The sequence below is a fragment of the Pseudarthrobacter sp. efr-133-R2A-89 genome (assembly GCF_030209315.1).
Classification (GTDB): Bacteria; Actinomycetota; Actinomycetes; order Actinomycetales; family Micrococcaceae; genus Arthrobacter.
On the sequence record NZ_JARVSE010000001.1, the window covers coordinates 74,362 to 101,316 of the forward strand.

At 66.3% G+C, this 26,955-nt stretch carries 24 protein-coding genes and 1 pseudogene; 11 read left to right on the top strand and 14 right to left on the bottom strand.

The window, feature by feature from the left end; all coding sequences use genetic code 11:
• Positions 1-134 precede the first annotated feature (134 nt).
• Positions 135-857, top strand: a complete 723-nt coding sequence (locus QRM95_RS00350) for an HNH endonuclease family protein (protein WP_285245950.1) — start codon at positions 135-137, stop codon at positions 855-857.
• A gap of 57 nt (positions 858-914) precedes the next feature.
• Here QRM95_RS00350 and QRM95_RS00355 read toward each other — a convergent pair whose 3' ends face one another.
• Together QRM95_RS00355 and QRM95_RS00360 are read right to left on the bottom strand one after the other, a co-directional pair.
• Positions 915-2,300 carry an MBL fold metallo-hydrolase RNA specificity domain-containing protein gene (locus QRM95_RS00355; protein WP_285245951.1) on the bottom strand — a complete coding sequence of 462 codons (1,386 nt, stop codon included), beginning with the start codon at positions 2,298-2,300 and terminating at the stop codon, positions 915-917.
• Positions 2,301-2,475: 175 nt separating this feature from the next.
• Complete coding sequence (locus tag QRM95_RS00360; protein WP_285245952.1) at positions 2,476-3,192, bottom strand: FadR/GntR family transcriptional regulator; 717 nt, start codon at positions 3,190-3,192, stop codon at positions 2,476-2,478.
• A gap of 154 nt (positions 3,193-3,346) precedes the next feature.
• Between QRM95_RS00360 and QRM95_RS00365 the strand changes: the two genes are divergently transcribed.
• Positions 3,347-4,753: a GntT/GntP/DsdX family permease gene (locus tag QRM95_RS00365; RefSeq protein WP_285245953.1), complete on the top strand. Its 1,407-nt coding sequence runs from the start codon at positions 3,347-3,349 to the stop codon at positions 4,751-4,753.
• Entirely contained in the window at positions 4,750-5,364 is a 615-nt protein-coding gene (locus QRM95_RS00370) for a gluconokinase (protein WP_285245954.1), read from the top strand. The genes QRM95_RS00365 and QRM95_RS00370 overlap by 4 nt, the downstream gene beginning before the upstream one ends.
• Before the next feature lie 132 nt (positions 5,365-5,496).
• Here QRM95_RS00370 and QRM95_RS00375 read toward each other — a convergent pair.
• The 3 genes and pseudogenes from QRM95_RS00375 to QRM95_RS00385 form a co-directional block, all read right to left on the bottom strand.
• A pseudogene (locus tag QRM95_RS00375) lies at positions 5,497-5,622 on the bottom strand (carbonic anhydrase); the annotation flags it as partial.
• A 44-nt stretch (positions 5,623-5,666) separates the two neighbouring features.
• Entirely contained in the window at positions 5,667-6,176 is a 510-nt protein-coding gene (locus tag QRM95_RS00380; RefSeq protein WP_285245955.1) for a hypothetical protein, read from the bottom strand.
• Between the two features lie 188 nt (positions 6,177-6,364).
• Entirely contained in the window at positions 6,365-6,880 is a 516-nt protein-coding gene (locus QRM95_RS00385) for an AAA family ATPase (RefSeq protein WP_285245956.1), read from the bottom strand.
• A 55-nt stretch (positions 6,881-6,935) separates the two neighbouring features.
• Here QRM95_RS00385 and QRM95_RS00390 point away from each other — a divergent pair, with 55 nt between their 5' ends.
• Both QRM95_RS00390 and QRM95_RS00395 read left to right on the top strand, forming a co-directional pair.
• Positions 6,936-7,688 (top strand): lytic transglycosylase domain-containing protein, encoded by a 753-nt coding sequence (locus QRM95_RS00390; RefSeq protein ID WP_285245957.1) that lies wholly within the window; start codon positions 6,936-6,938, stop codon positions 7,686-7,688.
• A gap of 76 nt (positions 7,689-7,764) precedes the next feature.
• Positions 7,765-8,301 (top strand): GNAT family N-acetyltransferase, encoded by a 537-nt coding sequence (locus QRM95_RS00395; RefSeq protein WP_285245958.1) that lies wholly within the window; start codon positions 7,765-7,767, stop codon positions 8,299-8,301.
• A 45-nt stretch (positions 8,302-8,346) separates the two neighbouring features.
• Here the strand turns inward: QRM95_RS00395 and QRM95_RS00400 are convergent, their stop codons facing one another.
• Genes QRM95_RS00400 through QRM95_RS00425 form a run of 6 tightly spaced genes read right to left on the bottom strand, consistent with a single transcriptional unit; the run spans position 8,347 to position 15,089 of the window.
• Positions 8,347-10,119, bottom strand: coding sequence for a glycoside hydrolase family 35 protein (locus QRM95_RS00400; protein WP_285245959.1), 1,773 nt, complete (start codon positions 10,117-10,119; stop codon positions 8,347-8,349).
• A 10-nt stretch (positions 10,120-10,129) separates the two neighbouring features.
• Entirely contained in the window at positions 10,130-10,864 is a 735-nt protein-coding gene (locus QRM95_RS00405) for a DUF624 domain-containing protein (protein WP_285245960.1), read from the bottom strand.
• Entirely contained in the window at positions 10,861-11,796 is a 936-nt protein-coding gene (locus QRM95_RS00410; protein ID WP_285245961.1) for a carbohydrate ABC transporter permease, read from the bottom strand. The genes QRM95_RS00405 and QRM95_RS00410 overlap by 4 nt, the downstream gene beginning before the upstream one ends.
• Positions 11,796-12,734: a carbohydrate ABC transporter permease gene (locus tag QRM95_RS00415; protein WP_285245962.1), complete on the bottom strand. Its 939-nt coding sequence runs from the start codon at positions 12,732-12,734 to the stop codon at positions 11,796-11,798. The genes QRM95_RS00410 and QRM95_RS00415 overlap by 1 nt, the downstream gene beginning before the upstream one ends.
• Positions 12,735-12,743: 9 nt before the next feature.
• Positions 12,744-14,024 (bottom strand): ABC transporter substrate-binding protein, encoded by a 1,281-nt coding sequence (locus QRM95_RS00420; protein ID WP_285245963.1) that lies wholly within the window; start codon positions 14,022-14,024, stop codon positions 12,744-12,746.
• Positions 14,025-14,075: 51 nt separating this feature from the next.
• Positions 14,076-15,089, bottom strand: a complete 1,014-nt coding sequence (locus QRM95_RS00425; protein WP_285245964.1) for a hydroxyacid dehydrogenase — start codon at positions 15,087-15,089, stop codon at positions 14,076-14,078.
• Between the two features lie 161 nt (positions 15,090-15,250).
• Here QRM95_RS00425 and QRM95_RS00430 point away from each other — a divergent pair, with 161 nt between their 5' ends.
• From QRM95_RS00430 to QRM95_RS00440, 3 genes are all read left to right on the top strand, one after another.
• Entirely contained in the window at positions 15,251-17,263 is a 2,013-nt protein-coding gene (locus tag QRM95_RS00430) for a heparinase II/III family protein (RefSeq protein ID WP_285245965.1), read from the top strand.
• The gene (locus QRM95_RS00435; RefSeq protein WP_285245966.1) at positions 17,260-18,405 is read left to right on the top strand and encodes a LacI family DNA-binding transcriptional regulator; all 1,146 of its coding nucleotides are present in this window, start codon (positions 17,260-17,262) and stop codon (positions 18,403-18,405) included. Before QRM95_RS00430 ends, QRM95_RS00435 begins: the two co-directional genes overlap by 4 nt.
• A gap of 76 nt (positions 18,406-18,481) precedes the next feature.
• The gene (locus QRM95_RS00440) at positions 18,482-20,395 is read left to right on the top strand and encodes a DUF2264 domain-containing protein (RefSeq protein WP_285245967.1); all 1,914 of its coding nucleotides are present in this window, start codon (positions 18,482-18,484) and stop codon (positions 20,393-20,395) included.
• A gap of 33 nt (positions 20,396-20,428) precedes the next feature.
• Here the strand turns inward: QRM95_RS00440 and QRM95_RS00445 are convergent, their stop codons facing one another.
• Entirely contained in the window at positions 20,429-21,898 is a 1,470-nt protein-coding gene (locus tag QRM95_RS00445; protein WP_285245968.1) for an FAD-binding oxidoreductase, read from the bottom strand.
• A 237-nt stretch (positions 21,899-22,135) separates the two neighbouring features.
• Between QRM95_RS00445 and QRM95_RS00450 the strand changes: the two genes are divergently transcribed.
• The 3 genes from QRM95_RS00450 (at position 22,136) to QRM95_RS00460 (ending at position 24,967) form a co-directional block, all read left to right on the top strand.
• Positions 22,136-22,915, top strand: coding sequence for an SDR family oxidoreductase (locus QRM95_RS00450; RefSeq protein ID WP_285245969.1), 780 nt, complete (start codon positions 22,136-22,138; stop codon positions 22,913-22,915).
• Positions 22,916-23,027: 112 nt separating this feature from the next.
• The gene (locus QRM95_RS00455) at positions 23,028-23,921 is read left to right on the top strand and encodes an SMP-30/gluconolactonase/LRE family protein (RefSeq protein ID WP_285245970.1); all 894 of its coding nucleotides are present in this window, start codon (positions 23,028-23,030) and stop codon (positions 23,919-23,921) included.
• Between the two features lie 14 nt (positions 23,922-23,935).
• Positions 23,936-24,967: an aldo/keto reductase gene (locus QRM95_RS00460; RefSeq protein WP_285245971.1), complete on the top strand. Its 1,032-nt coding sequence runs from the start codon at positions 23,936-23,938 to the stop codon at positions 24,965-24,967.
• 21 nt (positions 24,968-24,988) lie between these two features.
• Here QRM95_RS00460 and QRM95_RS00465 read toward each other — a convergent pair whose 3' ends face one another.
• A complete protein-coding gene (locus tag QRM95_RS00465) occupies positions 24,989-25,231 on the bottom strand; it encodes an NfeD C-terminal domain-containing protein (protein ID WP_109044663.1) in 243 nt (80 codons plus the stop codon).
• Positions 25,232-25,240: 9 nt separating this feature from the next.
• On the bottom strand, positions 25,241-26,674 hold the full coding sequence (locus QRM95_RS00470) for a flotillin family protein (RefSeq protein ID WP_285245972.1): 1,434 nt from the start codon (positions 26,672-26,674) through the stop codon (positions 25,241-25,243).
• Positions 26,675-26,955: the final 281 nt, after the last annotated feature.

Here is a 26,955-nt window from a genome sequence, read left to right on the forward strand (position 1 = left end):
GAGAACACGGTGTCAGAACGGATGTTGCCGGGGACTGCAGGTCCGACGCGTGTGGCAGGCACCACGGAGGCGGTTACACGCCGCGGCGGTCGTTCAAAGCTAGCGTGGAACGACCCCCAGCGATCCAGAGGACCATGAAAACCGCCCTTCAGACTTCCAAAGTCCTAACCGCCGCAACCGTCTTGCTGCTGGGTGGGTCATTGGCCGGATGCGACGCCACAGCCCACGCCTTTGACGACGTCCGGGGTGGCCCAGGCATCGCCTCGGGAACAACGGTGGATCCTGAAGCTTCCGTTGACGCCGCGAAAGCTCTCGACCTACTGGAAACCATCCAAGTCAAGGGTCGGGCCCCCAAGACCGGCTATACCCGCGATGAGTTTGGTCCAGCGTGGGCGGATATTGACCACAACGGTTGTGACACCCGCAATGACATTCTCGCGCGGGACCTCGTCGACAAGACTTTCAAGCCGAACACTAACAACTGTGTAGTTGCCAGCGGCACTTTGGCCGACAAATACACCGCCACAACAATCAACTTCGTCCGCGGCCAGGACACGAGCTCCAAGGTCCAGATCGACCATATCGTTCCACTCAGTGATGCATGGCAAAAGGGTGCGCAAGAACTGAGTAATGAGCTGCGCGAGGAGCTTGCCAATGACCCGCTCAATCTCATGGCGGCGGACGGACCGACCAACGCCGCCAAAGGGGATGGTGACGCGGCGACGTGGCTGCCGCCGAACAAAGCCTTCCGATGCGAGTATGTCGCCCGCCAAACGTCTGTGAAGGCCAAATACAGTCTCTGGGTCACGCAGGCCGAGCATGATTCCATTGCCCGTACCCTTGAGGGCTGCAAATAGAGCACGTGTGCAGGGTGCGGGACGATCAGGCAGGCGGTGGCTGTGAAAGGCCGGGTGTCAGCGGGGGTTTTCGAGCGAAATGGTCTCCTGGTGTTCAGGAACGCGGACGTTCCAGCCAAGTTGACGCTTGATTCGGGCACGGAGGGCGTCGGCGGCGTCCGGTTCCCCGTGCGTGACGTAGGTCATGTCTGGCGCCTGTGGGGCGGTCTGCATCCATTGGAGCAGTTCATTGGAGTCGGCGTGCGCGGAGAGGCCTTCCATCTGGATGACTTCGGCTTCGATGTGGACATCCTGTCCGTAGATGCGGAGGTGTTTCCCACCTGCGGCGAGTGCTGCGCCGCGTGTGCCTCCCGCCTGGTATCCGCTAAGGATGATGGCATTGCGCTTGTCCGGGCCGTAGGCCGCGAGGTGGTGCAGGATCCGGCCGCCCGTGAGCATGCCGCTGGCTGAGATGATGATCATGGGTCCGCCGCGGAGGTTGAGCAATTTGGATTCGTCCGCGCTGCGGATGGGCTTCGCGACCTTGTACATGGCTTCGAAGTCGTGCTGTTCCAGCCTGTGTTCCTCGCGGTGGCGCTGATACATCCCGGAGGCGTCGATGGCCATCGGGCTGTTGAGGTATATGGGGATGGCGGGAATTGCATGCCGGGCCACCAGGCGCGAAAGGTACAGCAGGACTGTCTCGGCCCGGCCGACGGCGAATGCAGCGATCATGATGACTCCATGTCGTTTGGCCACGCGGCTGATGATTTTGCCGAGTTCAGCTTCCGGGTCTCCTTCTGGATGTGCCCGGTTGCCGTACGTGGATTCCGTGACAAGGACGTTAGTGGCCTCAAGGTCTCGGGGCGGGTACATCAGGGGGTCGTTCCTGCGTCCCAGATCGCCGGTGAAATGCATGGTGTGGCCTGCGAGTCTGAGGTGTACTTGTGCTGCCCCGAGGATGTGGCCGGCGGGAAGGAATGTTGCCTCGATTCCCCCTGGCAGTACGAAAGGGGAGTCGAAGTTCCGGGTTTGAAAACTGTCCAGCGACCGGACGGCGTCGTCAGCGGTATATAAGGGCATGGGCGGATGGTGCGTTGACGATTCGGTGCGGTCCGCATACCGGGCTTCCTCCTCCTGGAGATAACCGCTGTCCGGGAGCAGGAGGGAACACAGTTCCGCGGTGCCGGGTGTTGAGTAAACAGGACCGCGAAAGCCATCGCGTACCAAGGCGGGGATGTACCCGCTGTGATCCAAATGGGCGTGGGTGAGGATCACTGCATCAACGTTCGCGGGGCTGACCTGCGACGGAGCGCGGTTTCGGTCACGGAGGAGTTTGTAGCCCTGGAAAAGTCCGCAGTCAACAAGGATCCGGTGATTTTGCGAACGAATCAGGTACCGGGAACCTGTCACGGTATCTGTCGCGCCAAGGAACTGCAGCGCAGGGGGCTGCTGTCCGCTCATATGTGCTCCTCTCCCGCCCGGCAGGGTGAGTCACCATGCGCTCGATTCGCTGGCCGTTAGGGGCCACGCAAGGCCCGCCGTCCTTTCAGTAGATACCTGACCTGGTGGCACCGACAGGGCCTAACGCCCTGCCTCCGGGGAGGGGAACCTGGGTTTCTACCTGCATACCGGGTCCCTACCCCAAAATTGCGTCCATTTCCTGGCCCGCGATGTCCACGATGCGTTGCATGGCCGCATGTGCTGCCGCGGGTTCGCTGGCGACAACGGCCCGTGCGACTTCGAGGTGCAGGCGGAGCGGCTCGGGTTCGGGCCTGTCGGGCATCAGCCCGTGTTGGGTTCGCCCGGTCAGGACCTCTCCGATCGCCGATTCGAGGTTGAGCAGCATCTCGTTCCCGGACGCTTTGAGGATCAGCGCGTGGAATTGGATGTCCAAGGGTAGAAAGGCTTCGAGGTCGCCGGCTTCGGCAGTGACTTCAAGTCCTGCCGCGAGTTCAAGCAGCAGGCGGCCGTCCTCCGCCGCTATGCGCGTGGCAGCCAGTTTCGCGGCCAGCGGTTCGACGGCGGAGCGGAGCTCGGTCAGAGACCGAAGCTGGGCTGCCCTGCCTGAACCGTTCAGGCGCCACCTGACCACGAGTGGATCGAAGACGTTCCACTCGGCTTGGGGGCGGATGGATACGCCCACGCTGCGCCGGGAGGTCACCATTCCCAGTGTTTCCAGGACGCGCAGGCCTTCGCGGAGCACAGATCGCGTGACGTCGTACTGCTGCTCCATGTCTTCGGAGCGGAGTACCAGGCCGGTGGCCAGCTTGCCGGACGTAATGTCGCTTCCGAGCCGCTCGACAATCGCAGAATGCCGGCTGACATGCCGGGCGGTCCCTGGTTGATCAGTCATCGCAGCGTCCCCCTTGGGCCGGAGGCACGTTAATTTGTTGGCAGCGCCGCCGGGTTCCATAAATCGTATTTAGTGTGTACGGTGATCCACAGCATATTTGGCGGTCCGGTCAAAAACAAACAGATCCCGGTTCCGCCCCAACCCAAGGAAACCCATGACACCCCTCCTCCTTCCTGCGGCAGCGCAGCCCTGGAACGGCCACGACACCCAACTCGTGGTGGTCGCCGCGATCGGCATCGCCCTCATTGTGCTGCTGATCGTCAAATTCAAACTTCATCCCTTCCTGTCACTGGTGCTCGGCTCGGCCTTTGTCGGGCTGGCATCCGGCGTCGGCTTGGACAAGGTCATCAGCAACTTCGAAGATGGCGTGGGCAACACCCTGAAGGAAGTGGGCCTGCTGATTGCCCTGGGCGCGATGCTGGGCAAACTGCTGGCCGATTCCGGCGGGGCAAACCGCGTGGTGGACACCTTGCTTGGCAAGGTCTCCCCGAAGCTCCTGCCATGGGCCATGGCCCTGGTGGCGGTGATCATCGGTCTGCCGATGTTCTTCGAGATCGGCCTGGTCCTCCTGCTGCCGGTCATCGTGCTGGTCGCCCAGCGGTCCGGCGGAAAACTGATGCGGGTCGCCATTCCAGCCCTTGCCGGCCTTTCCGTGCTCCACGGACTGGTTCCGCCGCACCCCGGCCCCCTGGTTGCCATTTCAAGCCTGAACGCCCCGCTCGGAATCACATTGGCCCTCGGCCTCCTGATCGCCATTCCCACCGTTATTATCTGCGGACCGCTTTTCGCGATCTACGCCGCGCGCTGGGTTCCCGTCGACGCACCGAAGCTGGCCGGCGGTATCGACACCGAACACACGCAGGCCGACCCGGAAGCCAAACGCCAGCCGTCCTTCCTCGTCACCCTGCTGACCATCGTCTTCCCCGTCGTACTCATGCTCCTCAAGGCGATCGTTGACATCATCTCCCCGGACGCAAAGAACCCGAGCGCCGCACGCGTGTTCTTCGACTTCATCGGAGAACCCCTTGTCGCCATGACCCTCGCAGTGCTCCTGGCGCTGGTGACCTTCGGCTACGCCGTCGGCTTCTCCGGCAACAAGATCGGCGGCAAAATCGGTGCCTCCGTGGGACCGATCGCCGCGGTGATCCTCATCGTCGGCGCCGGCGGCGGGTTCAAGCAGACACTGATCGGCGCCGGCGTCGGAGACGCCGTCGCGAAATGGGCCACCGGTGCGAACATCTCCGTGCTGGTCCTTGGGTTCCTCATCGCCGTGGCCATGCGGCTGGCCACGGGTTCGGCCACCGTGGCAACCGTCACGGCCGCCGGCATTGTCGCCCCATTGGCCACGTCCCTTTCGCCGGTGCACGCAGGCCTGCTGGCACTCGCGGTGGGCGCAGGATCGCTGTTCCTCTCCCACGTCAACGACGCAGGATTCTGGCTGGTAAAGGAACTCTTCGGCTTGACCGTGGGCCAGACCTTCAAGACCTGGTCCGTGATGGAGACGCTGATCTCGCTCGTCGGCTTCGGCCTGGTGATGCTTCTTTCCGTGGTGATTCCATGACGCAGGACTCAGTGCACGCACCAGGGCAGGACCAACAGCCCGTCCTTGTCATCATGGGTGTGTCAGGCTCCGGCAAGTCCACGGTGGCTGGCATCCTCGCCGGCCAGCTTGGCTGGGACCTCGAGGAGGGCGACGATCTCCATTCACCTGAGAACATCGAAAAGATGGCCTCCGGCATCCCCCTGACCGATGACGACCGTTGGCCGTGGCTGGACACGATCGCCTCATGGATCATCGAACACACCATGGCCGGGATACCAGGCATCATTACCTGCTCGGCGCTGAAGAAGATCTACCGTGACCGGCTCCGCGAAAAGAACGTCGTCTTCGTGCATCTGTCGGGCTCCAAGGAACAGATCGCCCGGCGCCTGACGAGCCGCATGGACCACTACATGCCGGCCACCCTGCTGGATTCACAGATCGCCACGCTGGAACCTCCGGGACCAGAGGAAAATACTGTCGTCATCGACGTGGGCCGGACTCCTGCAGAGGAAGCAGCCGAAATCGTCCGCCGTTTGGGTCTTTCCCCTGCCGCAGGCTCCTCGGCCCTCGGCCACCCCCGGCCAGGCACTTCATCTGCCGGCACGTCCGCTGCCGGCAGCGACGGCTAACGCCTCCTCAGAAGTGACTACAAAATGCAGCGCGCCAATGGCGCGCTGCATTTTTCTTTGCCCGGAATCGAATAGGCCCTGCAGGCGCCAGCCCGGTATGGCCGACCCAGAGGACGCCGGCTGTCGTGAGCAGTATTCGAGCGGGCCGAGCACGGCGTAGTCGGGGACGTGCCCTGCTGTCCGCACCACAAAGACATCGCCGAGGCCGACGTCGAAAATGATCTCCGCGGCGAGGCGCGAGTCAGCACACCCAAAGATGCCGTGTGCACCTGTTGCGCACCCGGGTGTTTCAGTGCCCCACGTCAGCAGTCGTCGACAATCTTGCCGAGGACACCGCCGATGGCGCCACCGACGGCCGCGCCGCCCGGCCCCCCGAAGTATCCTCCGATGATGGCTCCCGCCCCGGCCAGGGTCCCTTGCCAGTTGCCGCCTGATTTCTTGTAGACGACTGTGGTCTGTCCGCCGGAACCGGTTGGCACGTAGGATCCCATGGCGCCCGACGCATAGGACAGTGCCACGGGGGTGGCGTTGCCGCGGACCAGGAGCTCCTCGTACGCCTTCTTGACCTCGGTGTGGGCCGCGGCAGCGTCGTGTTTGCCGCCCGTGACGGCGTATCCCAGTTCGCAGATGTGCGTCAATACGGGCAACTCGGCTTCGGTGATGAACTGGAGTTCAAGGAGTTTGTTGAGAACGATCTTGTCGGCCTTGAGACGGTCGCCGCCTGCCTCGGCCATGATCCTCTTGACTTCCCTCCCCGCGGCGCTTTGCATCTCGCTGACGCCGATCCCAAGGAGAGGTTCGAAAGTGGTCATTGGAACGCCTTTCTGCTGGATGGTGTGTACGCGGGCACCCGCGTTCTCGCAGTTTGCTCCCGCCGCGCGCTCGATGGAAGACCGCACTTAAACTCCCCGGCGCCGGACCGGGGTGACTTCCCGGCGGGCGCCGCGGGCCGCGGCCGTCCACCTCAAGAGACCGCCCTAAGGGTGGCACCGCGGGAACGTCAGGCCCCGCCCGTCGGCTGGACCCGCCGCAGGATCTCGTCCACCACGTCACGGAGCGGCACGGTGGCGTCGATCGTGATGCCGCCAGCCGGGATGTCCTCCCGTGTCCTGTGCAGGTGCTCAATCAGGGCCCGTTCCGCCGGCCGCCCGCCCCATTCGTCATCGGGCCGCCCGTCAAGCCGACGCTGCAGCGTCTCCAGGTCCACCTCCAAGACGAAGACGCCGTCAAACAGGTGGACGAACTTTTCGAGGTTTCTTGAGCCGCCGCAGAAGAAGGTCAGCGCTTCACTGCGGTCCGAGGCGATGGCTTCCACCTCACCCACCCGCCAGAGGTGGTGCTGATGCGCAGCGACGCCCGTGATGCCCGCCTGCGGTTCACCGGTTTCCGGATCACCCTGGTAGGCCAGCTCCCGGTCGCCGTTGATGGCCTGGAAACCGCGCCGCCGCAACTCGTTGCATACTGCGGTCTTTCCAGTCCCTGAACCACCTTCCACCAGGTAATTCCTTCTGCCCATGCCTGATGGTACCCAGCCGTCAACCGGCCGCGGCCGGAAATGGTTTGATTGGTCAGTGCTCCGTTTCAAACGCTACCTGGTTCTCTGCCTCTTCCTGGTGGGCGCCATCGCGGCGTTCTCGTTCTGGGTCATCGGGCAGCCGGCGGCGGACGCACGCGGGGTCTTTTCGCCGCCGCCCCGGGCGGCCGTAAAGATGGATGCGTTGTCCGCCGGCATGACGACGGCGGTGAATGTGACCAGAACCCCGGACGGTGGGTGGCTCGCGCAGGCGGCCGCGCAGACCGGGATCCCCGCTCCCGCGTTGCGCGCATATGTTGCCGCGGCTGCGGCTGCCAACGGGTCCAATCCTGGCTGCGGGATTGGCTGGAACACGGTGGCGGCGGTGGGCTTCGTCGAATCGGCGCACGGAAGCTACGGCGGCGGGAGCCTGGACAGTGAAGGTCAAGCAACGGGCCCCATCGTGGGCCCAAGCCTCAACGGCGCCGGCTTCGCCGCCATCCCTGACACGGACGGCGGTGCCTTGGATGGTGACGCCCGCTGGGACCACGCCGTTGGACCGATGCAGTTCATCCCTTCCACCTGGAAGATGGCGGGCCTGGACGGAAACGGCGACGGCGTGGCGGATCCGTTCAACCTGGACGACGCAGCCCTTACCGCCGCGACGTACCTGTGCGCCCACGGCCGCGACCTGACCACCGCGCAGGGGTGGACAGATGCCATCTACTCGTACAACCAGTCAGATCCCTACATCCGGCAGGTCCGCGCGCAGGCCATTGCGTATGCCGCGAAGACGGGCACCGCCCAGTAGCACGGCGGGCACGGGCCGCGCTGTAGCACCCTGCCGGGGCGATCCGCCACACCCGCACGGCGGGTAGTCTGGGCGCGTGGACTTCTCCTGCGAACTCGCCAACGGCATCGTGCTCCGTCCCGTCCACCTGTCCGATGCCGGGCCGCTGGCCGCTGCGTTCCAGGCCAACCGCGCCTACCTCGCACCGTGGGAACCGGTCAGGCCCGAGGAGTTTTACACGGTCCAGGGCCAGCATGACGTCCTCACCCGCCGGCTGAAGGACCTCGACGACGGCACCGCACTCCCCATGGTCCTCGTGGCGGACAACTCAGTGGTCGGCTTGCTGAACCTGAGCTCGATCGTCCGCGGCGCCTTCCAAAACGCCCATGTGGGTTACTGGACCGCGCAGGACGCCCAAGGGGGAGGGCTCATGACGTCCGCGCTGGCCGCGGCGATGATCATTGCCAAGGCCCAACTCGGCCTGCACCGCCTAGAGGCCGCCACGCTCGTCCACAACACGGCATCGCAACGGGTGCTGGAAAAGAATGGCTTCGAGGCGTACGGCACCGCCCGGGCATACCTGCGGATCGCGGGCCAGTGGCAGGACCACCGCATGTACCAGCGCATCCTTTAACGACGACGTCCCGCGGCAGGTGTCGCCGCCTCCAGGCGGGCGGACCTACTTTTCGTCCGGCCCAAGGTCCGGCCCGGACACGAAGCGCGCTGCGCGGGTGGCGCTGCCCTGCAGTTCGAGAATGGCGAGTTCGTTGCTGCCCGCCCGGATCAGGGGTCCTGGCACGTAGAGCGTGCGCTGCGGCCCGCGGCTCCAGTAACGGCCCAGGTTGAAGCCGTTGATGAAGGCGTTGCCCTTGGTCCAGCCGTCCAGCCGCAAATACCGGTCGCCTGGACCGTCGGCCGTGAAGGTGGCGAAGGAGACGGACGGTCCGGCCACGCCGCCGGAGCCGTGCGGCTGCACGCCCCCGGATCCAGGCAGCAGCACCGCTGCGGCCCGGAACGCCGTGAGGGACGAAAGGTCCACGCGCCGGATGCTCCAGTCCGGAAGCTCAACGCCATCCAGCAGCGCCGGCCCGATCAGGCCCTTGGCTTCGCCGATCCGTGGCCCGTAGTTGACCCGGCCCTGGTCTTCGACCAGGACCTGCAGTTTCCCTCCTGACGGCAGGACGACGGTCCGTTCGCCGAGTTCGCGGGCCAGGACACCCACCGGGACGCCGTCGAGGAAGAACTGGGCGCGGTCCCGGACGTCGCTGAAGGTGAGGACTCCGGCGTCGGGCATGTGCCGTTCATAGAGGACGAAGCCGCGGTACTGTCCGGTGGCCTCGGCCGGCGGCACGGGGCCGGGTACCGCTGCGGCGGGCAGGGCGCCGGCAACGTCGAGTAGCGCGGCGCTCGACCCCACAACCACCGCCGACCCGGCAGCAGCCGGGCGCCGCGAAGGGACCTCCGGAGGAACGGGGAAATGCTTCGCGATAACCTCGCGGAACGCAAAGTACTTGTCGGTGGGGTATCCGTCTTCGGACAGCGGGGCGTCATAGTCGTAGGAGGTGATGGTGGGTTCGTAGATGCCTTTGTCGTTCGCACCGTTCGTGAAGCCGAAGTTCGTGCCGCCGTGGAACATGTAGATGTTCACCGACGCCCCGGCGGACAGCAAGGTGTCCAGCTCGGCGGCGGACGCGGCGGCGTCCGTGGTGTGGTGGTGCGTTCCCCAGGTGTCGAACCAGCCGTTCCAGAACTCTGCGCACATGAGCGGGCCGTCCGCCTGCCGTTCCCGCAGGAACGCCAGCCGCTCTGCGGCACGGGAACCAAAGGTGCCTGTCTTGTGCAGCCCTGGCAGTGAGCCGTCCTCAATCATGGTCCCGAACGGCTGGTCGCAGGTAAACAGGGGAACGTCCACGCCTGCATGCCGGGCCACCTCCACCAGGTGTTGCAGGTACGCCTTGTCCGAGCCGTAGGCGCCGTACTCGTTCTCGATCTGGAACAGGATGACCGGCCCGCCGCGGGTGGCCTGCCGCTCCACCACGGTGGGCAGCAGGTTCCCCATAAAACCATCCACCGCCGCCAGGTAACGGGGTTCGCTGCTGCGGATACCGATGGAGGGATCGGTGAAGAGCCACGCCGGCAGCCCGCCGTTGTCCCATTCCGCGCAGATATAGGGCCCCGGCCGCACGATGGCCCGCATTCCTTCCGCGTCTACCAGGTCCAGGAACCGGGCAAGGTCCAGGCCGCCGTCGGTCCGGAACTCTCCGGGGGCGGGGGAGTGCTCGTTCCAAGGCACATACGTTTCGATGGTGTTCAGGCCCATCAGCCGCGCCTTGCGGATCCGGTCTGCCCAAAGGTTCGGGTGGATGCGGAAGTAGTGGATGGCGCCGGAGAGGATGCGGAACGGCTCCCCGTCCAGCAGGAAGTCGTGGCTGCCGATGGCAAAGGTGTGCACGGAGGGAATCCTAGGGAGTGCGCAGGACGGAAGAATAGGCGTAGGCGGCGTTGCTCCAGGCCACGAACAGCAGCGGTGCCGGCGCCAGGGCCACGCCCAGGACCGGCTGCAGCAGGGCCGCGGAGGCAATGATCCCCAGCAGCACCAGCATGGCCAGGCTCAGGTACCAGCGCTGGACGGACAGGTAGAGGGAGGCCTTGAGCAGGCTTTTCAACCCGCTGCCGGGAAGGAGGACGACGCCGGCAATCGCCATCACGGCCACGCTCATGGTCATCGCGGCGGCCACCGCGATCACGGGCACCAGGAGTGCGGCGGCCGGCATGGACTGCACGATCGCCAGGTCCACGCCAAGGAAGAGCAGTACCGCCACGGCCGCGAGTCCGAGCGGGGCTGCCCGCCGGAAACCGCGCCGGTAGCCCCGCAGGAAGGAGGCCACCGGCTTGGCCGCGGCGCCGTCGTCGTGCAATGCCTGGAAGGAGGCGAAGAGTCCGGCGAGAGACGGCGCGACGGTGACGCACAGCGCCAGGAAGAAGGGCCATGCCGCAGCCGGATCCGCCACCAGTGCGAGGCACAGCACCAGCGGGGCGTTGGCGAGTGCCATGAGCACGTTCCCGGCCAGGAAGGTGTAGATGAAGCCAAAGATGCTGCCGAACGCGTCGAACCCGGGGCTGGGGATGCGCCCGGCCAGGCCGCGCCGGGCGGGCCCTCCAGGCCGGGACGTGTGGTCCTGTGCCACGGAGGTCATCCCTTCATCCCGCTCGTGGCGATGCCCTGGATAAAGTACCGCTGCCCGATCAGGAAGATGGCCAGGATGGGGATCACCGAGATCACCGAGCCGGTCATGATCATGGCGTACTCGGCGTCGAACTGGCCCACGAAGGAACGCAGCCCCAGTTGCACGGTCCAGAGCCGGTTGGAGGTGAGGTAGATGAACGGGCCCATGTAGTCGTTCCACGTGTTCACGAACGTCAGCAGCGCCAGGCTGGCCAGCGCCGGCTTGGACAGCGGCAGGATCACCCGGGCCCAGATCCCGTATTCGCTCAAGCCATCGATCCGGGCCGCTTCGCACAGTTCATCAGGAATGGTCATGTAGTACTGGCGCATGAGGAATACGCCGAACGCGCCGAACGCCTGGAGCAGGATCAGGGCATTGAAGCTGTTGGTCAGGCCCAGGTTCTGCATCATGATGTACTGCGGCACCATGTAGGCCTGCCAGGGCACGGCGATGGTGCCGATGTAGCAAAGGAACAGGACGTCCCGGCCCGGGAAACGGACCTTGGAGAAGCCGTAGGCGGCCAGCGATCCGGTGAGCACCTGCAGGCAGGTGATGATCACGGCCAGGTACAGCGAGTTCTGCAGGTACCCCATCATGGGGATCCGGGTCCAGATGTCCGTGTAGTTGCTCCACACGAACTCGCTGGGAATCCATTGGATGGGCACCGTCAGGACCTGGTTGTTTTCCTTCAGCGAGGAGGAGACCATCCAGATGAACGGCACCATGAGCGCCACCACCAGCACGGCCAGCACGGCGTAGATGACAAGGTCTGTGGTGCGTTTTTTCTGCTCCCGCGGTGAACGGCGGCGTTCGGTGCGGCGGTCCTCTTCGGCGGTGTTCGGGGGAAGCCCGGTTCCCAGGAGCCGGGACTCGGCCTTGAGGTCTTCGGCCATGTTGGTCATCAGCGTTCCCTCCGCTGTTGGATCTTGAACTGCAGGACGGTGACCGTCAGCACGATCAGGAACAGCACGAGCGAGATCGCGGACGAGTAGCCGAACTTCCCTTCGCCGATGCCCTCCTGGTAGATGAGCTGGGACAGGACCGTGGTGGAGCGGCCGGGACCTCCGTTGGTCATCACAACGATGAGGTCGAAGACCTTGAAGCTGGAAACCGTCAGCATGACCACCACGAAGAACGTGGTGGGCCGCAGCGACGGAATGGTGACGTTCCAGAACCGCTGCCAGGCGCTGGCGCCGTCAACCTCCGCGGCCTCGTAAAGTTCCGCGGGGATGGCCTGCAGGCCCGCCAGGTACAGCACCATGTAATAGCCCATGTCACGCCAGACGCTGGTGATGATGACGGCGGGAAGAGCCCAGTCCGAGCTGGAGGTCCAGCCCGGCGCGTTGGCGATGCCGATCGCGTGCAGGAACTGGTTGATGGGTCCGTTGTCCGGGCTGAAGAGCATGTTCCAGACGACGGCGACAGCCACCAGGGAGGTGATGTACGGGAAGAAGATGGCCACCCGGAAGAAGCCAATGCCTTTGAGCTTGCGGTTCAGGAGCATGGCCAGCAGTAGGGCCAGGGCCATGGTCAGCGGCACGTGCCCGATCGCGTAGACCACGGTGTTCCGCAGGGCCACCCAGAAGGAGTCGCTGGCCAGCATCCGCTGGAAGTTCGCCAGTCCCACCCATTTGGGGGCACTGAAGGAGGTCCATTCCATGAAGGAAAGGGCGAATGCGGCCAGCACCGGGATGAGCGTGAAGGCCAGGAATCCCAGGAAGTTCGGCAGGATGAACGTCCAGCCGATCAGGGTGTTGCGCCGCGCCTGTTTCCGGTTGCCCCGGCCGGGCGCCGGGGCTGCTGCGGGCGCGGCGGCCAGGGTGATGGTTTTGGTAGTCATGGCTGCCTGTTACTGGCCCAGGACTTCGCTCTTGACACGCTTGCCCATCTCGGCGATTCCGTCGGCAACCGACTTCTCACCGACCATGATGAGGTCGTGCTCCTGGTTCAGGATCTTGTCCGTGGCCGCGGACTCGTCGCTGACCGGCATCTCCAGGGCGGTGCTGTCCGGCGCAAATGCCTTCTTGGACAGGGTATCGGTGGGCATGCCGTCGAGCTTGAAGTAGGCGTCCGTCACGGCGTCGTCCTGCAGGGCCGGGACCACGCCCACCTTGGAGATGGCCTTGGCTCCTTCTTCGCCGGCGGCCCACTCGATGAACTTCCTGGCCTCGTCGGAGTGGGTGGCGTTCTTGTTCACGGCGAACGCGGTGGGGGAGCCGAAAGTGGTGACTTTGCCGTTCGTGTCCTTCTGCGGCATGGGTGCAAGGCCCCAGTTGACGTTGGTCTTGCCGTCCTTTTTGGCCTGCAGCAGGCCGGCGATGTACCAGGTGCCCATGGGCATCATGGCTGCCTGGCCGCTTTCGAACATGGTCCGGTAGCTGGTCTTCTGGCTCTTGGCCGTTGCGTAGTCCAGGGAGGCGCCGCTCTTCTGAAGGTCAAGGGCCATGGTGTATTGGTCCTTGAAGTAGCTGTAGTCGCCGCTGTTTTGGTCCTTGCCGTTCTGGGCCGCGGAGATGGCTTCGACCACCGAGCGCCAGATGTGCTGGTAGGTACCGTAGACCTTCTTGCCGTCGGGGGCGGTGCCGCTGAGTTTCTTGGCGGTCTCGGCGTACTTGTCCCAGGTCAGGTCCTTGGGGTCGTCGATGCCGGCCGCCTTGAAGAGGTCCTTGTTGTAGTAGAGCAGCCAGAAGTCCTGGCGGTACGGGGCCGCGTAGTACTTGTCGTTGATGTTGAAAGCGTCAAGGGTTGCCAGCTTGTCCTTGCCCACGGCGTCCACCACGTTGTTGATTTCCTGGAGCTGCCCGTTGTTGGCGTAGCGGGCATAGTCGATGACGTTCTTCATGGTCAGGACGTCGGTGGTGTCGCCGCCGGCCAGCATGGTGGTGACTTTCTGCGGGTAGTCGTCGGCGAGGATGTCTACGGGTTCGATGTGGACGTTGGGGTGGCTGGCTTCGTAGCCGTCGAAGAGGGCCTTGAATTCCGGTGTCCCTGCGTAGTTCCACACGGATACGGTCAACGTGGTCTTGCCGTCCTGCGCCTGCGGTGCCGTGCCTGCGGCCCCGGCGCATCCGGACAGGCCGAGCCCTGCGGTGACGGCCAGCGCCATGGCGGTGAAAGTCCTGCGCTTCATTGCGTTCTCCTTTGAGGTTTTGGTTGTGTGCCGTGTGCGGCGTGAGGTTGTTCAGGCGCTGAGGGAGAGGTCTGCTGAGACCACTTGCGCCGCGAGTTGCTGCCCGGTCAGGTAGCGTTCAAGGTCGTTCAGTGCTGCATCAGACATCCGCCGGGTTTCCGTTCCCAGGGAGCCTGCGATATGCGGTGTGATCTCCACGTTGGGCAGGTCATAGAGGATCGATTCCGCCGGAAGCGGCTCGGGTTCGGTGACGTCCAGCAGTGCCTGGATCCGGCCGGTGGCGCACTCGGCTTCGAGGGCCTTTGTGTCCACCAGCGAACCCCGCGCCGTGTTGATCAGTGTTGCGTGGTCCTTCATGGCCTGCAGCTCGGCGGCCCCGATCATGTGCCGGGTCTCCGGCAGGGCCGGGGCGTGGACCGTGACGATGTCCGAGGATTCCAGAAGCTCATGCAGGGACACCAGCTTCCCGCCGGCGGCAGCCACGGCCGCGGGATCCGCATGGGGGTCGCTGACCAGGCAGGTCACGTCCTGCAGCTGCTGGACCAGCCGGACCACCCGGCGGCCGATCCGGGAAAACCCGATCACGCCGATCACCCGGCCGATGTTTCCCAGTTCCCCACGCGCCGTGGCATAGCCCCAGTCCTCGCGGTGTATCCGTGCGTCATTCGCGAGCACGTGGGCCTTCTTGCCGGCCAGCACGATCGAAGCGAATGTGAACTCGGCCACCGGGATGGCGTTGGCGTCGGCGCCGTTCGTCACCAGGATGCCGCGTTCCCACAGCTCCGGGGTGACGAAGCTGCGGACCGTACCTGCGCAATGGAACACCGCGCGCAGGTTGGGCATCCGTGCAAGGGCAGGTGCATCGAGGCGGGGCACCCCCCAGCTGGTCAGCAGGATCTCGACATCCGCCAGGTGGTTGGCCAGCGCCGGATCATCCAGGGAATCGGTCCACGGCGCTTCGCCGAGGTCCACCAGCGCCGCCAGCCGGGCGAGCCGCACGGAATCGAACTGGTCGGCAAAGGTTCCCTGGTTCATGACCAGCAGGGCCTTGGGTTTACGCGACATTTGGGCCTCCTTTCTTCATTGGTTGGAGAGCGGGTCGAACCGCTGTTCATGTCTTGCATCACATCTAACAATCAGTACATACTCATGAACAAGACAGAACAACCAAGATAATCTGGATCGCTCTTAAGCGATCAAGATCGAACAACAGAATCGGTTCTTTGATGCCAGTTCCGCAGACCCCCGCCGTGGCAACGCCGCCCGGCGCCCCCCTCGCTTCGGCATGGGGAACGCACTCCCGACCGGATGAGTTGCTGCGCGCCCTGGAGGGCGCGGAGGCCCGCATCACTGTCCGCCCGTCAGGAGATCCCGCCTGGCGGTCCGTGGCCGGCACCAGCCTGGCGGCGCTGCAGCGGCAGGCAGTCCAGGAACACGGGACCGCCTGGCCGCAACCGCTGGTTTCCCACTACGCGCGCTACTTTCGTGACGGCAACCGCACGGCCTACGAGGATCTGGTGGCTGCCCGGCAGCAGAGGCTCACGCGGGCCGTGGTGATGGCCCTGACACCTGCCGACCGTGATGAAGCCGGCGAGTGGCTCGATGATGTTGTGGACGGCGCCTACCTCCTCTGCGAGCAAAGCTCCTGGTCCTGGGCGGCACACGACGACGTATTCCGCTGCTCCGGGGACGTGGTTCCGGACCGGGGGCGGCCGTTCCTCGACCTGGGTGCCGGCGAGGTGGCCGCCCAACTGGCCTGGCTGGACCACGTCCTGGGCGCCGGCCTGGACAGCCGGGCGCCCGGCCTGCGGAAGCGCCTGCGCGAGGAAACCCACCAACGGGTGATCCAGCCCTTCCTGGAACGGCTCGACTGGCACTGGCTGGGCCTGGACGGTGACGTCCACAACTGGAATCCGTGGATCCATTCGAACCTCATCACCGCGGCACTGTTCCTGGTGGACGATCCCCGCCTGCAGGCCCGGGTCCTGGCCCGCTGCATCGAGGGACTGGACCGTTTCCTGGCCTCCATCCCGGCGGACGGCGCCATCGACGAAGGATTCGCCTACTGGTGGAATGGGGCGGGCCGCGCCCTGGAAGGCCTGGCGCTGTTGGAGGAGGCCACTGGCGGTGTTCTTGGTGCCGACTTGCCGGTAATCCGGGAGCTCGTGGCCTTCCCGCACCGGATGCATATCGGCGGCACCTGGTTCCTGAACGTGGCGGATGGTCCTGCACGCGCCGCCACGGCACTTCCGTGGGACATGCTCCACCGCTGGGCGGTGCGCCTGGGGGAGGACAACGCGGCACGGCACGCGGCCTCGATGCCCTCCGGGGCGCCGGAGGCAGCCGCCGGTTTGGGCCGTGTCCTGCACTCGCTGTTCCTGGGTATATCGGCGCCCGGGCGCCACCACCAGGGCGTCAATGCCCCCTTCCCGCTGGTGCCGTTCACCTACCTGCCGTCGGTCCAGATCATGGTTGCCCGGGAAGCAGCAGGTTCCACCCGCGGCCTGCTCCTGGCCGCGAAGGGCGGCCACAACGGCGAGCACCATAACCACCGCGACGTCGGATCCGTGGTGGTTGCCGTGGACGGCACCCCCTTGCTGGTGGACGCCGGCCAGCCCACGTACACCGCAAAGACGTTTGGTCCGGACCGCTACCATATCCGCGCCATGCAGAGCAGCTGGCACAACGTCCCCGCCCCGTTCGGCATGGAGCAGGGAACAGGCAGCGGGTTCGCGGCCGAAGTCCTCGGGTTGCCCACGGCAGAGCAGCCACGACTTCGACTCGCCCTGGGGGCAGCCTACGGGCTGCAGCCGCACCAGTGGATCCGCACGTCCACCCTGGACCGTGCCACGGGCCGGGTCACTATTGCCGACCACTGGGACCTCCGGGCCGGCCCGCACAGAGGAGGCTCGCACGCTTCAACACCGGACGGAGCGGCGTCCGACGTCGACATCACGTTCCTGGCCTCCGGCACCGTCCGCGTCGGTCCGGCGGGCAGCGCGGAAGTCCACCCGGCCGGTATTCCCGGCACGGACTCCGGCGGCGCCCCGGCAACCGGGCGGGGAGCCGCCTTGCGCTGGGAGCCTGGATCCGCCGTCGTCCTCGTGGACGAATGGCACCTGGAAGACCCGCTGCTGTCCGCCGTCTGGGGACCGAAACTCACCCGCCTGCGCTTCCGCGCGCCAACCCCGTCCGGCGCCCCGGGCGCATTCACCCTCACTGTGGAGGCAACACCATGAGTCCTGAAAAATCCGCCGGCGCGGAGGCGAAATCACTGTTCTCGCTACAGCGCCGGGAACGGCTCATGGAGGAATTGCGCGCCCATGGTGCCATCACCGTCAGGGATATTGCAGCAAGGTTCGGGGTCAGTGAGCTGACCATCCGCCGCGACGTGAACACCCTCGCGGATGAAGGGCTGGTGTCCCGGGTCCACGGCGGTGCCACGCTGCCCAGCCCCCTGGACCGCACCGCGGCGGCCCGGCCGGCAAACCACAGCTATTCGATCGGCATGGTGGTTCCGTCGCTGGACTACTACTGGCCGCAGGTGATCAGCGGTGCGCGTGCCGAAGCGGAAGTGCAGAACCTCCGGATCCTGGTCCGTGGATCCGCCTATGACGCGGCAGACAACCGGCGGCAGGTCCAGGCCCTCCTGGATACCCAGAACATCGACGGACTGATCGTGGCGCCGGACATGGGCGGCGAGCACGGGCAGGAGCTGCTGCGGTGGCTCAACGCCCTGCCCATCCCGGTGGTGCTGGCCGAACGCCGCTCGCCGCCCGAGGTTCCGGCGCACCGGCTCGAGTGGGTGGCCACGGACCATGCCTTTGGCGCCGGCATGGCCGTGCGTCACCTGTGGCAGGAAGGGCACCGGCGGATCGGCTGCCTGACGGACTCCTCCAGTCCCACCAGCCCGCACGTCGTGCGGGGCTGGCAGCAGGCCCTCACCGCGCTCAAGATTCCGGTCCAGGGAGCGGTCCTCGAAGACTCCGTCAAACAGGTCAACGGTGACCGGGCCAAGCACTTCGACCAAGTGCTGGAATTGTGCACCACAACTGGTACCACTGCCATATTGGTGCATTCGGACACCCAGGCGGTCGCATTCGTCCAGCACTGCGTGGACCAGGGACTGGCCGTGCCGGGGGACCTCGCGGTGGTGGGATACGACGACGAGGTGGCCTACCTCGGCGAACCCGCCATTTCAGCCGTCCGCCCGCCCAAGCAGTACGTGGGCAAGGTGGCGGTCCAGCTCATGGCCGCCCGGCTCGCTGAGGGCCGGATGCGGCCGGTGCACCGGGTGGAACTGAATCCCGACCTGATCCTGCGTGATTCATCGGTGGGAGCGCCGCGCGCTGCCACGGGTGTGCTGCTGGACTCGCCGTAATCCTGACGCCTTTCCGCGGGCGGCCTGCTGCCCGGCCCGCTGCCCGGCACGCGGGCAACACTCAACCTAGGAATCCATGACTGTCCCTGCCCGACCCGCCGCCCTCGTCCTACCCCCGCTGGACCGGAACTTGTCGCCCTTCACCGGCCTGACCCGTGACCACTGGTGCGCCTACGCTGACCACCTGCTGCGTTCGGCGCACAGATTCGCCACCGCGGACCACGCCAACCTGTTCCTTCCGGGCGCCACCAGCGCCTACGGTCGCCGAAGCGACTCGCTCGAAGCCTTCGCCCGGACCTTCCTGCTCGCCTCCTTCCGGATCGCCGGAGACCCGCAGGGCACCCGCTGGCTCGCGGACTGGTACGCGCAAGGCCTCGACGCCGGCACCGACCCCGCCAACCCCGACCGCTGGCCCACGCCGGGCGAACTGGACCAGGCCAAAGTGGAAGCCGCATCGCTGGCCGTAGGACTGGCCCTGACCCGCGACGTCCTCTGGGACACCCTGCCCCGCCGGGTGCAGGAACAGCTGATCGCGTGGTTCGAGACGGTGATTGGCGAAACCTACCCGCCGATTAACTGGGTGTGGTTCCAGATCGTGGTGGAGATCTTCCTCGCCGGCGTTGGCGGCAGGTCCTCGGACGCGGATATCGACGCCGGCCTGGCCGTCCACGACTCGCTCCACCGCGGGCACGGCTGGTTTGCCGACGGACCGGAGCGCGCGTACGACCACTATGTGGGCTGGGCCTTCCAGGTGTATCCGCAGTTGCTGCAGCTCATGGCGCCCGGGGATCCCCGGGTGCAGGCGCGGGCGGCGCTGGACGGCGGCCGGCTGGCGGACTTCCTCGACGACGCCATCCACCTGGTGGGGGCCGACGGTGCGCCCCTGGTCCAGGGCCGCAGCCTGATCTACCGCTTTGCGGCGGCAGCCCCGTTCTGGAGCGGGCAGCTGCTGGGCCATACCCGGTTGGGTCCGGGTGTTTCGCGGCGGGCCGCGTCCGGTGTCCTGGCCTATTTCATGGGCCGTGGGGCGACGAACGACGACGGCCTGCTCACCATTGGGTTCCACGGCGAGTTCCCGGGCATGAAGCAGTCCTACTCCGGAGCAGGTTCGCCCTACTGGGCGGCCAAGGGGATGCTGGGCCTGGCCCTTCCGGCGGACCACCCGGCGTGGACCGCCGTCGAGGAGCCGTTGCCGGTGGAGACCGGAGATACCCGGCTGTTCATCCCGGCGCCGGGGTGGCAGGTGGATGGCACGGCAGCGGACGGCGTGGTCCGGGTCCGCAACCATGGAACCGACCATGCCAACCCCGGAACCCGGGTGGCTGATTCACCGCTGTACGCCCGCCTGGGCTATTCCACGGCCACCTTCCCGGACCTGGCATCCGAGTCCCTGGACAATGCGGTGGTGTTCGCCGATTCCCGCGGGCGGCTGACCCACCGCACAGGTTTTGACTTCCTGGGCCAGTTCCGCGCCGGCGGGGTGCAGGTGGGCGCTTCCCGTGCGGCCACGCACTGGATTGCCATCGATCCCGACGGCGGTCCGGACCACGGCAGCGGAGCTGCCGGTACCGCCACGCCTGGTCCGGAAGTGACCGTGGTTTCGGTGACGCGCGGCGCCGTCGAGCTTCGCCTGGTGCGTGTGCGCGGCGCGTCCGGCGCGGACGCACGGCTGCGGATCGGCGGGTGGCCGGTCCCCGCCGGGTCCACGCTCAGCAGCGTGGTCCGACCCGTGGGCTGGGGGCATGACCTTGACGACGCCGGCACCTGGCAGTCGGACACGCCGCACCCGGTGGGGGAGCAGGTGGCCATTCCGTGGGCCGGTACCACCGGCGCAGCGGTTGACGGAGACTACGCGGCCGTCGTCGGGCTCGGTGGGAACGGAACCACTGCGGAACTGGACGCCGCCGGCTTCCGCCCGGATGGCCAGTTCGTGTTCGCCGACGGCACCTCCGTAGACCCCTCCGCCGTGTGGGCGCAGCTCCGGCGTTAGGACCCGCGCCTTCCTAAGGTGGCCACCCGCACCTCAGGACGCTGCGGCCCCCTCGGCCGGATGTGCCGCGGGTGGCGCAGCGTCCTCGTGCGGCACGGCTTCCGATCCAGGCGTGGCTGCCGCCGCCGCGGCGGGCTTGATGTTCTGGTTCACGTGGAAGAAGTTGTCGGGGTCGTACTTCGCCTTGAGGTGGGCCAGCCGCGCATAGTTCGATCCGAGGGTGTCCTCGATCCGGCACTGGTCGTCGGCGTCCTGGAAGTTGAGGTAGCCGCCGGGCTCGGAGAATTCGTGCAGCGCGGACCAGTACTCCCGGACCCAGGCAATGTTCCGCTCGTTCTCTGCCGGGTCGGGCCACTGCGCCGCGATGACCGGTGCAAAGTCAACGTCGCGGTACGCGAAAGCGGTGGCCTCGGGCGCTACCCGCTGGACCGCCCCGTCGATCGGATAGAAGTGGTTGGCGGAGTGGACGCTGGGAATGCCGGGTGCGTACTCGACGGCGGTCCGCAACGCCTCGTCGCTGAGGGTGCGCAGGAAATCAGCCTTCCAGTAGCCCTGCAGGCCCGGCACGCCGCTGAGTCCGTCGAACATGATGTTCAGCGCCGGGTACGGCATGGGTGCGAAGAAGCTGCCCAGCACCGTTCCCGCGTCCAGCATCGGCCGCCAGTGTGCCGGCCCCGCGTCAAGATCGCCCGTCCACATGCCGGCAATCACGGCCACCGGTTTCCCGTGCCATTCTTCGGGAAGGAACGGAACCGGCGGTCCCTGGTGGAATCCAAGGAAGGCCCCCATCTCGTCGGGCTCGGCAGCAATCCACTCCCGGTAGGCAGCGCCCACCGCAGCCCCGGCCGAGGCATCGAAGAACATGATCCCCACATGCACCATGTCCACCGGGTGCAGCCGGAATTCCATCGACGTCACCACGCCGAAGTTGCCGCTTCCGCCCCGCAGCGCCCAAAAGAGGTCCACATTTTCCGCTTCGCTGGCCGTGACGAAGGTGCCGTCGGCAAGGACCACGTCCGCTGAAGCAAGGTTGTCGCAGCTCAGCCCATACTTCCGGGAGAGGTAGCCGATGCCCCCGCCGAGCGTGAGGCCGGCAACCCCGGTTGAACCGATAATCCCGCCGGTACTGGCCAGCCCGAACGCATGCGTGGCGTGGTTGTAGTCCGCCCACGTGGCGCCGGGCTCCACCCGGGCCAGCCGTGCCGCGGGGTCTACGCGGACGCCGCGGCGGGCCGAGAAATCAAGGACCAGGCCGCCGTCGACCGTCCCGAATCCCGGGGCGCTGTGTCCGCCGCCGCGCACGGCGACATCGATCCCAAGGCCCCTGGCGAACCGGACGGCCGCCAGGACGTCCGCCACCTGCGAGACCCGCAGGACTGCTGCCGGACGGCGGCTGATCATGCCGTTGTAGACGAGGCGCGCAGCCTCATACTCGGCGTCGTCCTCTTCGATGACCTGCCCGCGGACCTGTTCGCGGAGCACGTCGAAACGTTCGCTACCCATCACAACTCCAGATATTTCGTGTCCAAGACCAAGGGGCAGCCGGCTCCATACAGGGCCCAGCGGGGGCCAGCATGATGATTCTTTCGGTATACGCCTGGCCCCCGGCGGGGTCAAGTGAGGACAGGGAGCCATCGGACCGGTCCGGGCCGTAGGGGCCGTTGGACCCTGTCCTGCCCGCCAACGCCCCCTTTACTGTGAAACCGCACACGTCACCGCAGCAACGCGCAAGGGGATCCAATGACCCGGATATCAGTCGTCACAGGTGCCGCCTCCGGCATCGGCAAGGCAACCAAGGAGCTGCTGGAGCAGCGGGGCGGCCGCGTCATTGGCGTGGACATCCACGGCACTGATGTGACCGCCGACCTTTCAACCCCCGCAGGGCGGACAGCACTGGTGCAGGGAGTCAGGGAACTGGCGGGGCAGGTGGACGCCGTGTATGCGGTGGCCGGCCTGGCCACCCCCACGGCGGCCACCGTGGCGGTGAATTTCTTCGGCACCGTCGCCACCCTCGATGGCCTGCGCCCGCTCTTGGCCGGTTCCCCTGCCCCGCGGGCCGTGCTGGTATCCTCCATGGCCGCCCTGATGCCCAGCGACCCCGACCTCGTTTCACTCCTTACGGCAGGGGACGAAGCGGCGTCGCTGGCCCGCGCCGAGGTCCTGGCCCGGGAACCGGAAACCACAGGGGGTCTGATCTACGCCTCCACCAAGCTGGCACTCTCCCGCTGGGTCCGGCGGCAGGCGGCCACCCCGGAGTGGGCCGGCGCAGGCATCCCGCTCAACGCGGTCGCCCCCGGCATCATTGCCACCCCCATGACGGCGGGCCTGATTGAAACAGCCGAAGGCCGGGAGGCCCTGCTTTCGATGGTGCCGATGCCGTTGAACGGCATCGCCGAACCGATCGCCGTGGCCCGCCTGCTGGCCTGGCTTGGCGGCGAGGAAAATACCCATCTGTGCGGTCAGGTGGTCTACATCGACGGCGGCAGCGACGCCGTCCTGCGCGGCGACTCCGTCTGGTGACCCCGCAGCCACCCGTGCCGCACGGCTTCACGGACTGATCCACGGCCTCGGCGCGGGACAGGCGCCGCGTCCGGCCGTGCGGCTATCGTGGTGCCTATGCGAAGGTGCGCCGATGGCTGATGGACTGACGACGGGCGCCTTGGAGTGCCTATATACGGGAACCGTCTGGGCTGAAGGGCCCGTGTGGGTGCCCTCGACGCAGACCGTGCGCTGGAGCGACATTCCCAACAACCGCATCCTGGAATTCGACCCCGCAACCGGCGATGTCCGCGACTACGCCCGGAACGTCGAGTTCACCAATGGGCGCACGCTCGACCACGACGGCAGCGTGGTGCAGTGCAGCCACGGCCGCCGCCGGGTGGAACGGGACAGGGAGGGCACCGTGACCGGCCTGGTCGATTCCTTCCGGGGCCGCCGGCTGAACTCGCCCAACGACGTGGTCATTGCCCGCGACGCGTCCATCTGGTTCACCGACCCGCCCTACGGCATCCTCCCCGGCACCAGGGAAGGGCACGAGGGCGAGCAGGAATACGGAGGATGCTATGTGTTTCGGCTCGACCCGGCGTCCGGAAACCTTGATGCAGTGATCACCGACCTCGTGCACCCCAACGGGCTGGCGTTCTCCCCGGATGAGGCCGTCCTTTACGTGGCGGACACCGCCGGATCCAGCCACGGGGTGCCGCTGAGGATCGTGGCCTACGACGTTCGCGACGCCGCCTGCGGGCCCGGCCGCGTCGTGGTGGAACTCCCCGACGGGCAGGCTGCCGACGGCCTCCGGGTCGATGTCGAGGGCAGGATCTGGACCTCCGCAGGCCCCGCCGTCAGGATCTACTCACCGTCTTTCGAGCTGCTGGCTTCCATCGACGTCCCGGAGACGGTTTCCAACCTGTGCTTCGGCGGCCCGGACGGCCGGGACCTCTATTTCACCGCGACCACCAGCCTGTACCGGATCCGCACCAGCACCCGCGATGCGGCCAGCCGGAACATTCCATCAACCCACCCCTGAACGTGAGGACATCCATGCAGTACAGAACCCTGGGCCACAGCGGCACTGTCGTGACCAACTACGCGCTCGGAACCATGACGTTCGGCGCGGAAGCCACCGAGGAAGATTCGCACGCCATCCTGGACAGCTACTTCGCCGCGGGCGGAAACTTCATCGACACCGCCGACGTCTACAGTTCGGGCACGTCGGAGGAGATCATTGGCCGCTGGCTGGCCCAGCGTCCCGCACTGCGGGACACAGCGGTCATCGCCACCAAGGGACGCTTCCCCATGGGAACGGCACCGAACGACGTCGGAACTTCGAGGCGGCGCCTGACGCGCGCCCTGGACGATTCCCTCCGCAGGCTGGGGGTGGACCAGATCGACCTCTACCAGCTGCACGCGTGGGACCCCATCACGCCGCTGGAAGAGACCCTCCGCTTCCTCGACGACGCCGTGAGCCGGGGCAAGATCGCCTACTACGGTTTCTCCAACTTCCTCGGCTGGCAGCTGACCAAGGCCGTCCACACGGCGCGCAGCCAGGGCTGGAGTGCGCCCGTGAGCCTGCAGCCGCAGTACAGCCTGCTGGTCCGGGACATCGAGTTCGAGATTGTCCCTGCGGCCCTCGACGCTGGGATTGGCCTGCTGCCGTGGTCCCCGTTGGGCGGCGGCTGGTTGTCCGGCAAGTACAAGCGGGACCAGCGTCCGGCCGGCGCAACCCGCCTTGGGGAGAACCCCGAACGCGGCATGGAGGCGTGGAAGGCACGCAACGACAACCCCCGGACCTGGGCGGTCATTGACGCCGTCGAAGACATCGCCGCCGGCCACGGGGTAAGCCCGGCCCAGGTGGCCTTGGCCTGGCTGGCGGACCGGCCGGCGGTGACCTCGGTGATCCTGGGAGCCCGTACCACCGAACAGCTGGCCGACAACATGGCTGCTGCGGACCTGCGGCTCAGCAGCGATGAAGTCAGCCTGCTGACTGAGGCCAGCCGGCCGCAAACGGGTGTGTACCCGTACGGGCCGATGGCGCAGGAGCAGCGCAGCCGCAAGATGGAGGGCGGCCGCTAGGAGGCGGTGGTGCGTGGGCCTTTACGCCGGGTGCTTCAGCACATCGGGCAGTTGGTCCACGTACACCGTCTGCGGCGGGTCGTAGTAGATCACCAGCACTTCCTCGCCCACGGCGAAGCCGCTTGATTTGTCGTACGGGTAGGCGTGGAACGCCATGATGCCGCCCAGGTATGGCAGCATGACCTCCCCGATGGTGCCCGGCCCGATGCGGCCGGTCACCCGCCCAATCTTTCCCGTCAGGCTCCGGTCCACCTCTTTGTGCATCGGCTGTCCCTATGCGCCCGGAGCCTTGGGCGTACGCTTGTCCTCGCCGCCCTTCCGGAGCGCGGACGAGAGGGCCGGCAGATAGTCACCCACCTGTGCCAGGATCCCGCCCAGCATCTTGTTGACCCCCTCGCCGCCGTTCAGGACCGTCATCTGGCCCACGTGGGAGAAGGGCTCGGCCGCTGCGGCGATGATCGCGGGCATGTTTTCGGCGAGCTGCTGCGAAATCACGGCGTCCTGGTTGGTTCCCAAAGCCTCGGCCCGGGCCTTGATGCCGTCTGCCTCAGCCAGGGCCTTGGCCTTGATTGCCGAGGCTGCAGCGTCACCCTTGGCCTTGGTGGCCGCGGCCTCGGCCTCACCGGTGACTTTGGTGGCCCCGGCGGCAGCAGCTGCGGCGTTGGCGTTGGCCTGCGCCTGCAGTTCCGTTCGGCGGGCATTGGCCGTGGCCTCAAGCTCGGTGCGCCGGGCCAGGGCCTCTGCGGCGGAGATGTCGGCGGCCTTTTGGCCTTCCGCGTCGGTGCGCTTGGCGTACGCTTTGGCATCGGCAGGCTTCCGGATGGTGGTCTGCAGTTTCTGCTCTTCCCGGTCCGCCTCCAGCTTGGCAACTTCGGTTTCCTGGACCACCACCTGCTGCCGGGCCGTGGCCTCCGCCAGCGGGCCGGCTTGCGCAGCGTTGGCTTTGGCGCGTTCGGCGTTCGCCTGGGCCACTGACTGCCTGATCGCCGAGACGCTCTGCGCGTCGGCAATCAGCGCGGCAGCCTCCGCTTCCTTCTCGGCAGCCTCGCGGTTGCGGGTGGCCTCGGCAATGCGGGCCTCCATCTTCACCTGCGCGATGTGCGGCTTGGCGATGTTCTGGATGTAGCCGGTGGGGTCCTGCAGGTCCTTGATCTGCAGCGAATCCACCACCAGGCCCAGTTTCTCCATCTCCACGCCGCTGGCGCTGCGGACCTGCGAACCCAGCTTGTCGCGTTCGCGGATGATTTCCTCCATGGTCATGCTGCCAATAATGGAGCGCAGGTGTCCTTCAAAAACGTTATAGACCTGGCTTTCCATTTTTGGTTGCTGGCCCAGGAAACGTCGGGCCGCATTGGCAATAAAAGGCGGGGCATCGCCGATTTTGTAAATGACAACCCCTTCCACGATCACCTGGATGCCTTGGGAGGTAACGCAGGAAACTTTGAGTTCCGTTTCATTCAGCGTGAGCGAGAGGGTCCGCACGGTCTGGAGCCCGGGCAGCACCAGGGCGCCCTTGCCGGTGACGATCTTGAAGTCCATCCCGGCCCGGGTTTCGAGGGTTCCGCGGGTCAGCCCGGAAATGATCAGGGCTTCGTTGGGTTCGGCCACCTTCCACATCAGTTTTGTTGCCGTCCAAATGAATCCGATGGCGACAAGCACCGCCAGAATGGTGGCAATAAGCGGGAAGAATGCGGTGAAATCCGGCATGTCCAGGTCCTTTCGATGCCGCGGAACAGGCATCACGGTAAATCCCCAATAAATGCAGCCGTCCGGTATCCCGTCGTCGAAATTCACGTCGTCGTCGGCGCGCCCGGCCAGCTGTTGTAGACAGTCTGATTGGGCCCCGCCCAAGAGTCCAGAGCTGGGCTGATATTTGCCTGCGGCAACAGAAAAGGAGCGGCCGACGGCGGAGGGCCGCACCCGCCCCAGGGCCGGAATTGCCACGGGTCCCCGTAAGCCGCGGACCCCTTGCCGCCGGGATTCCTTTG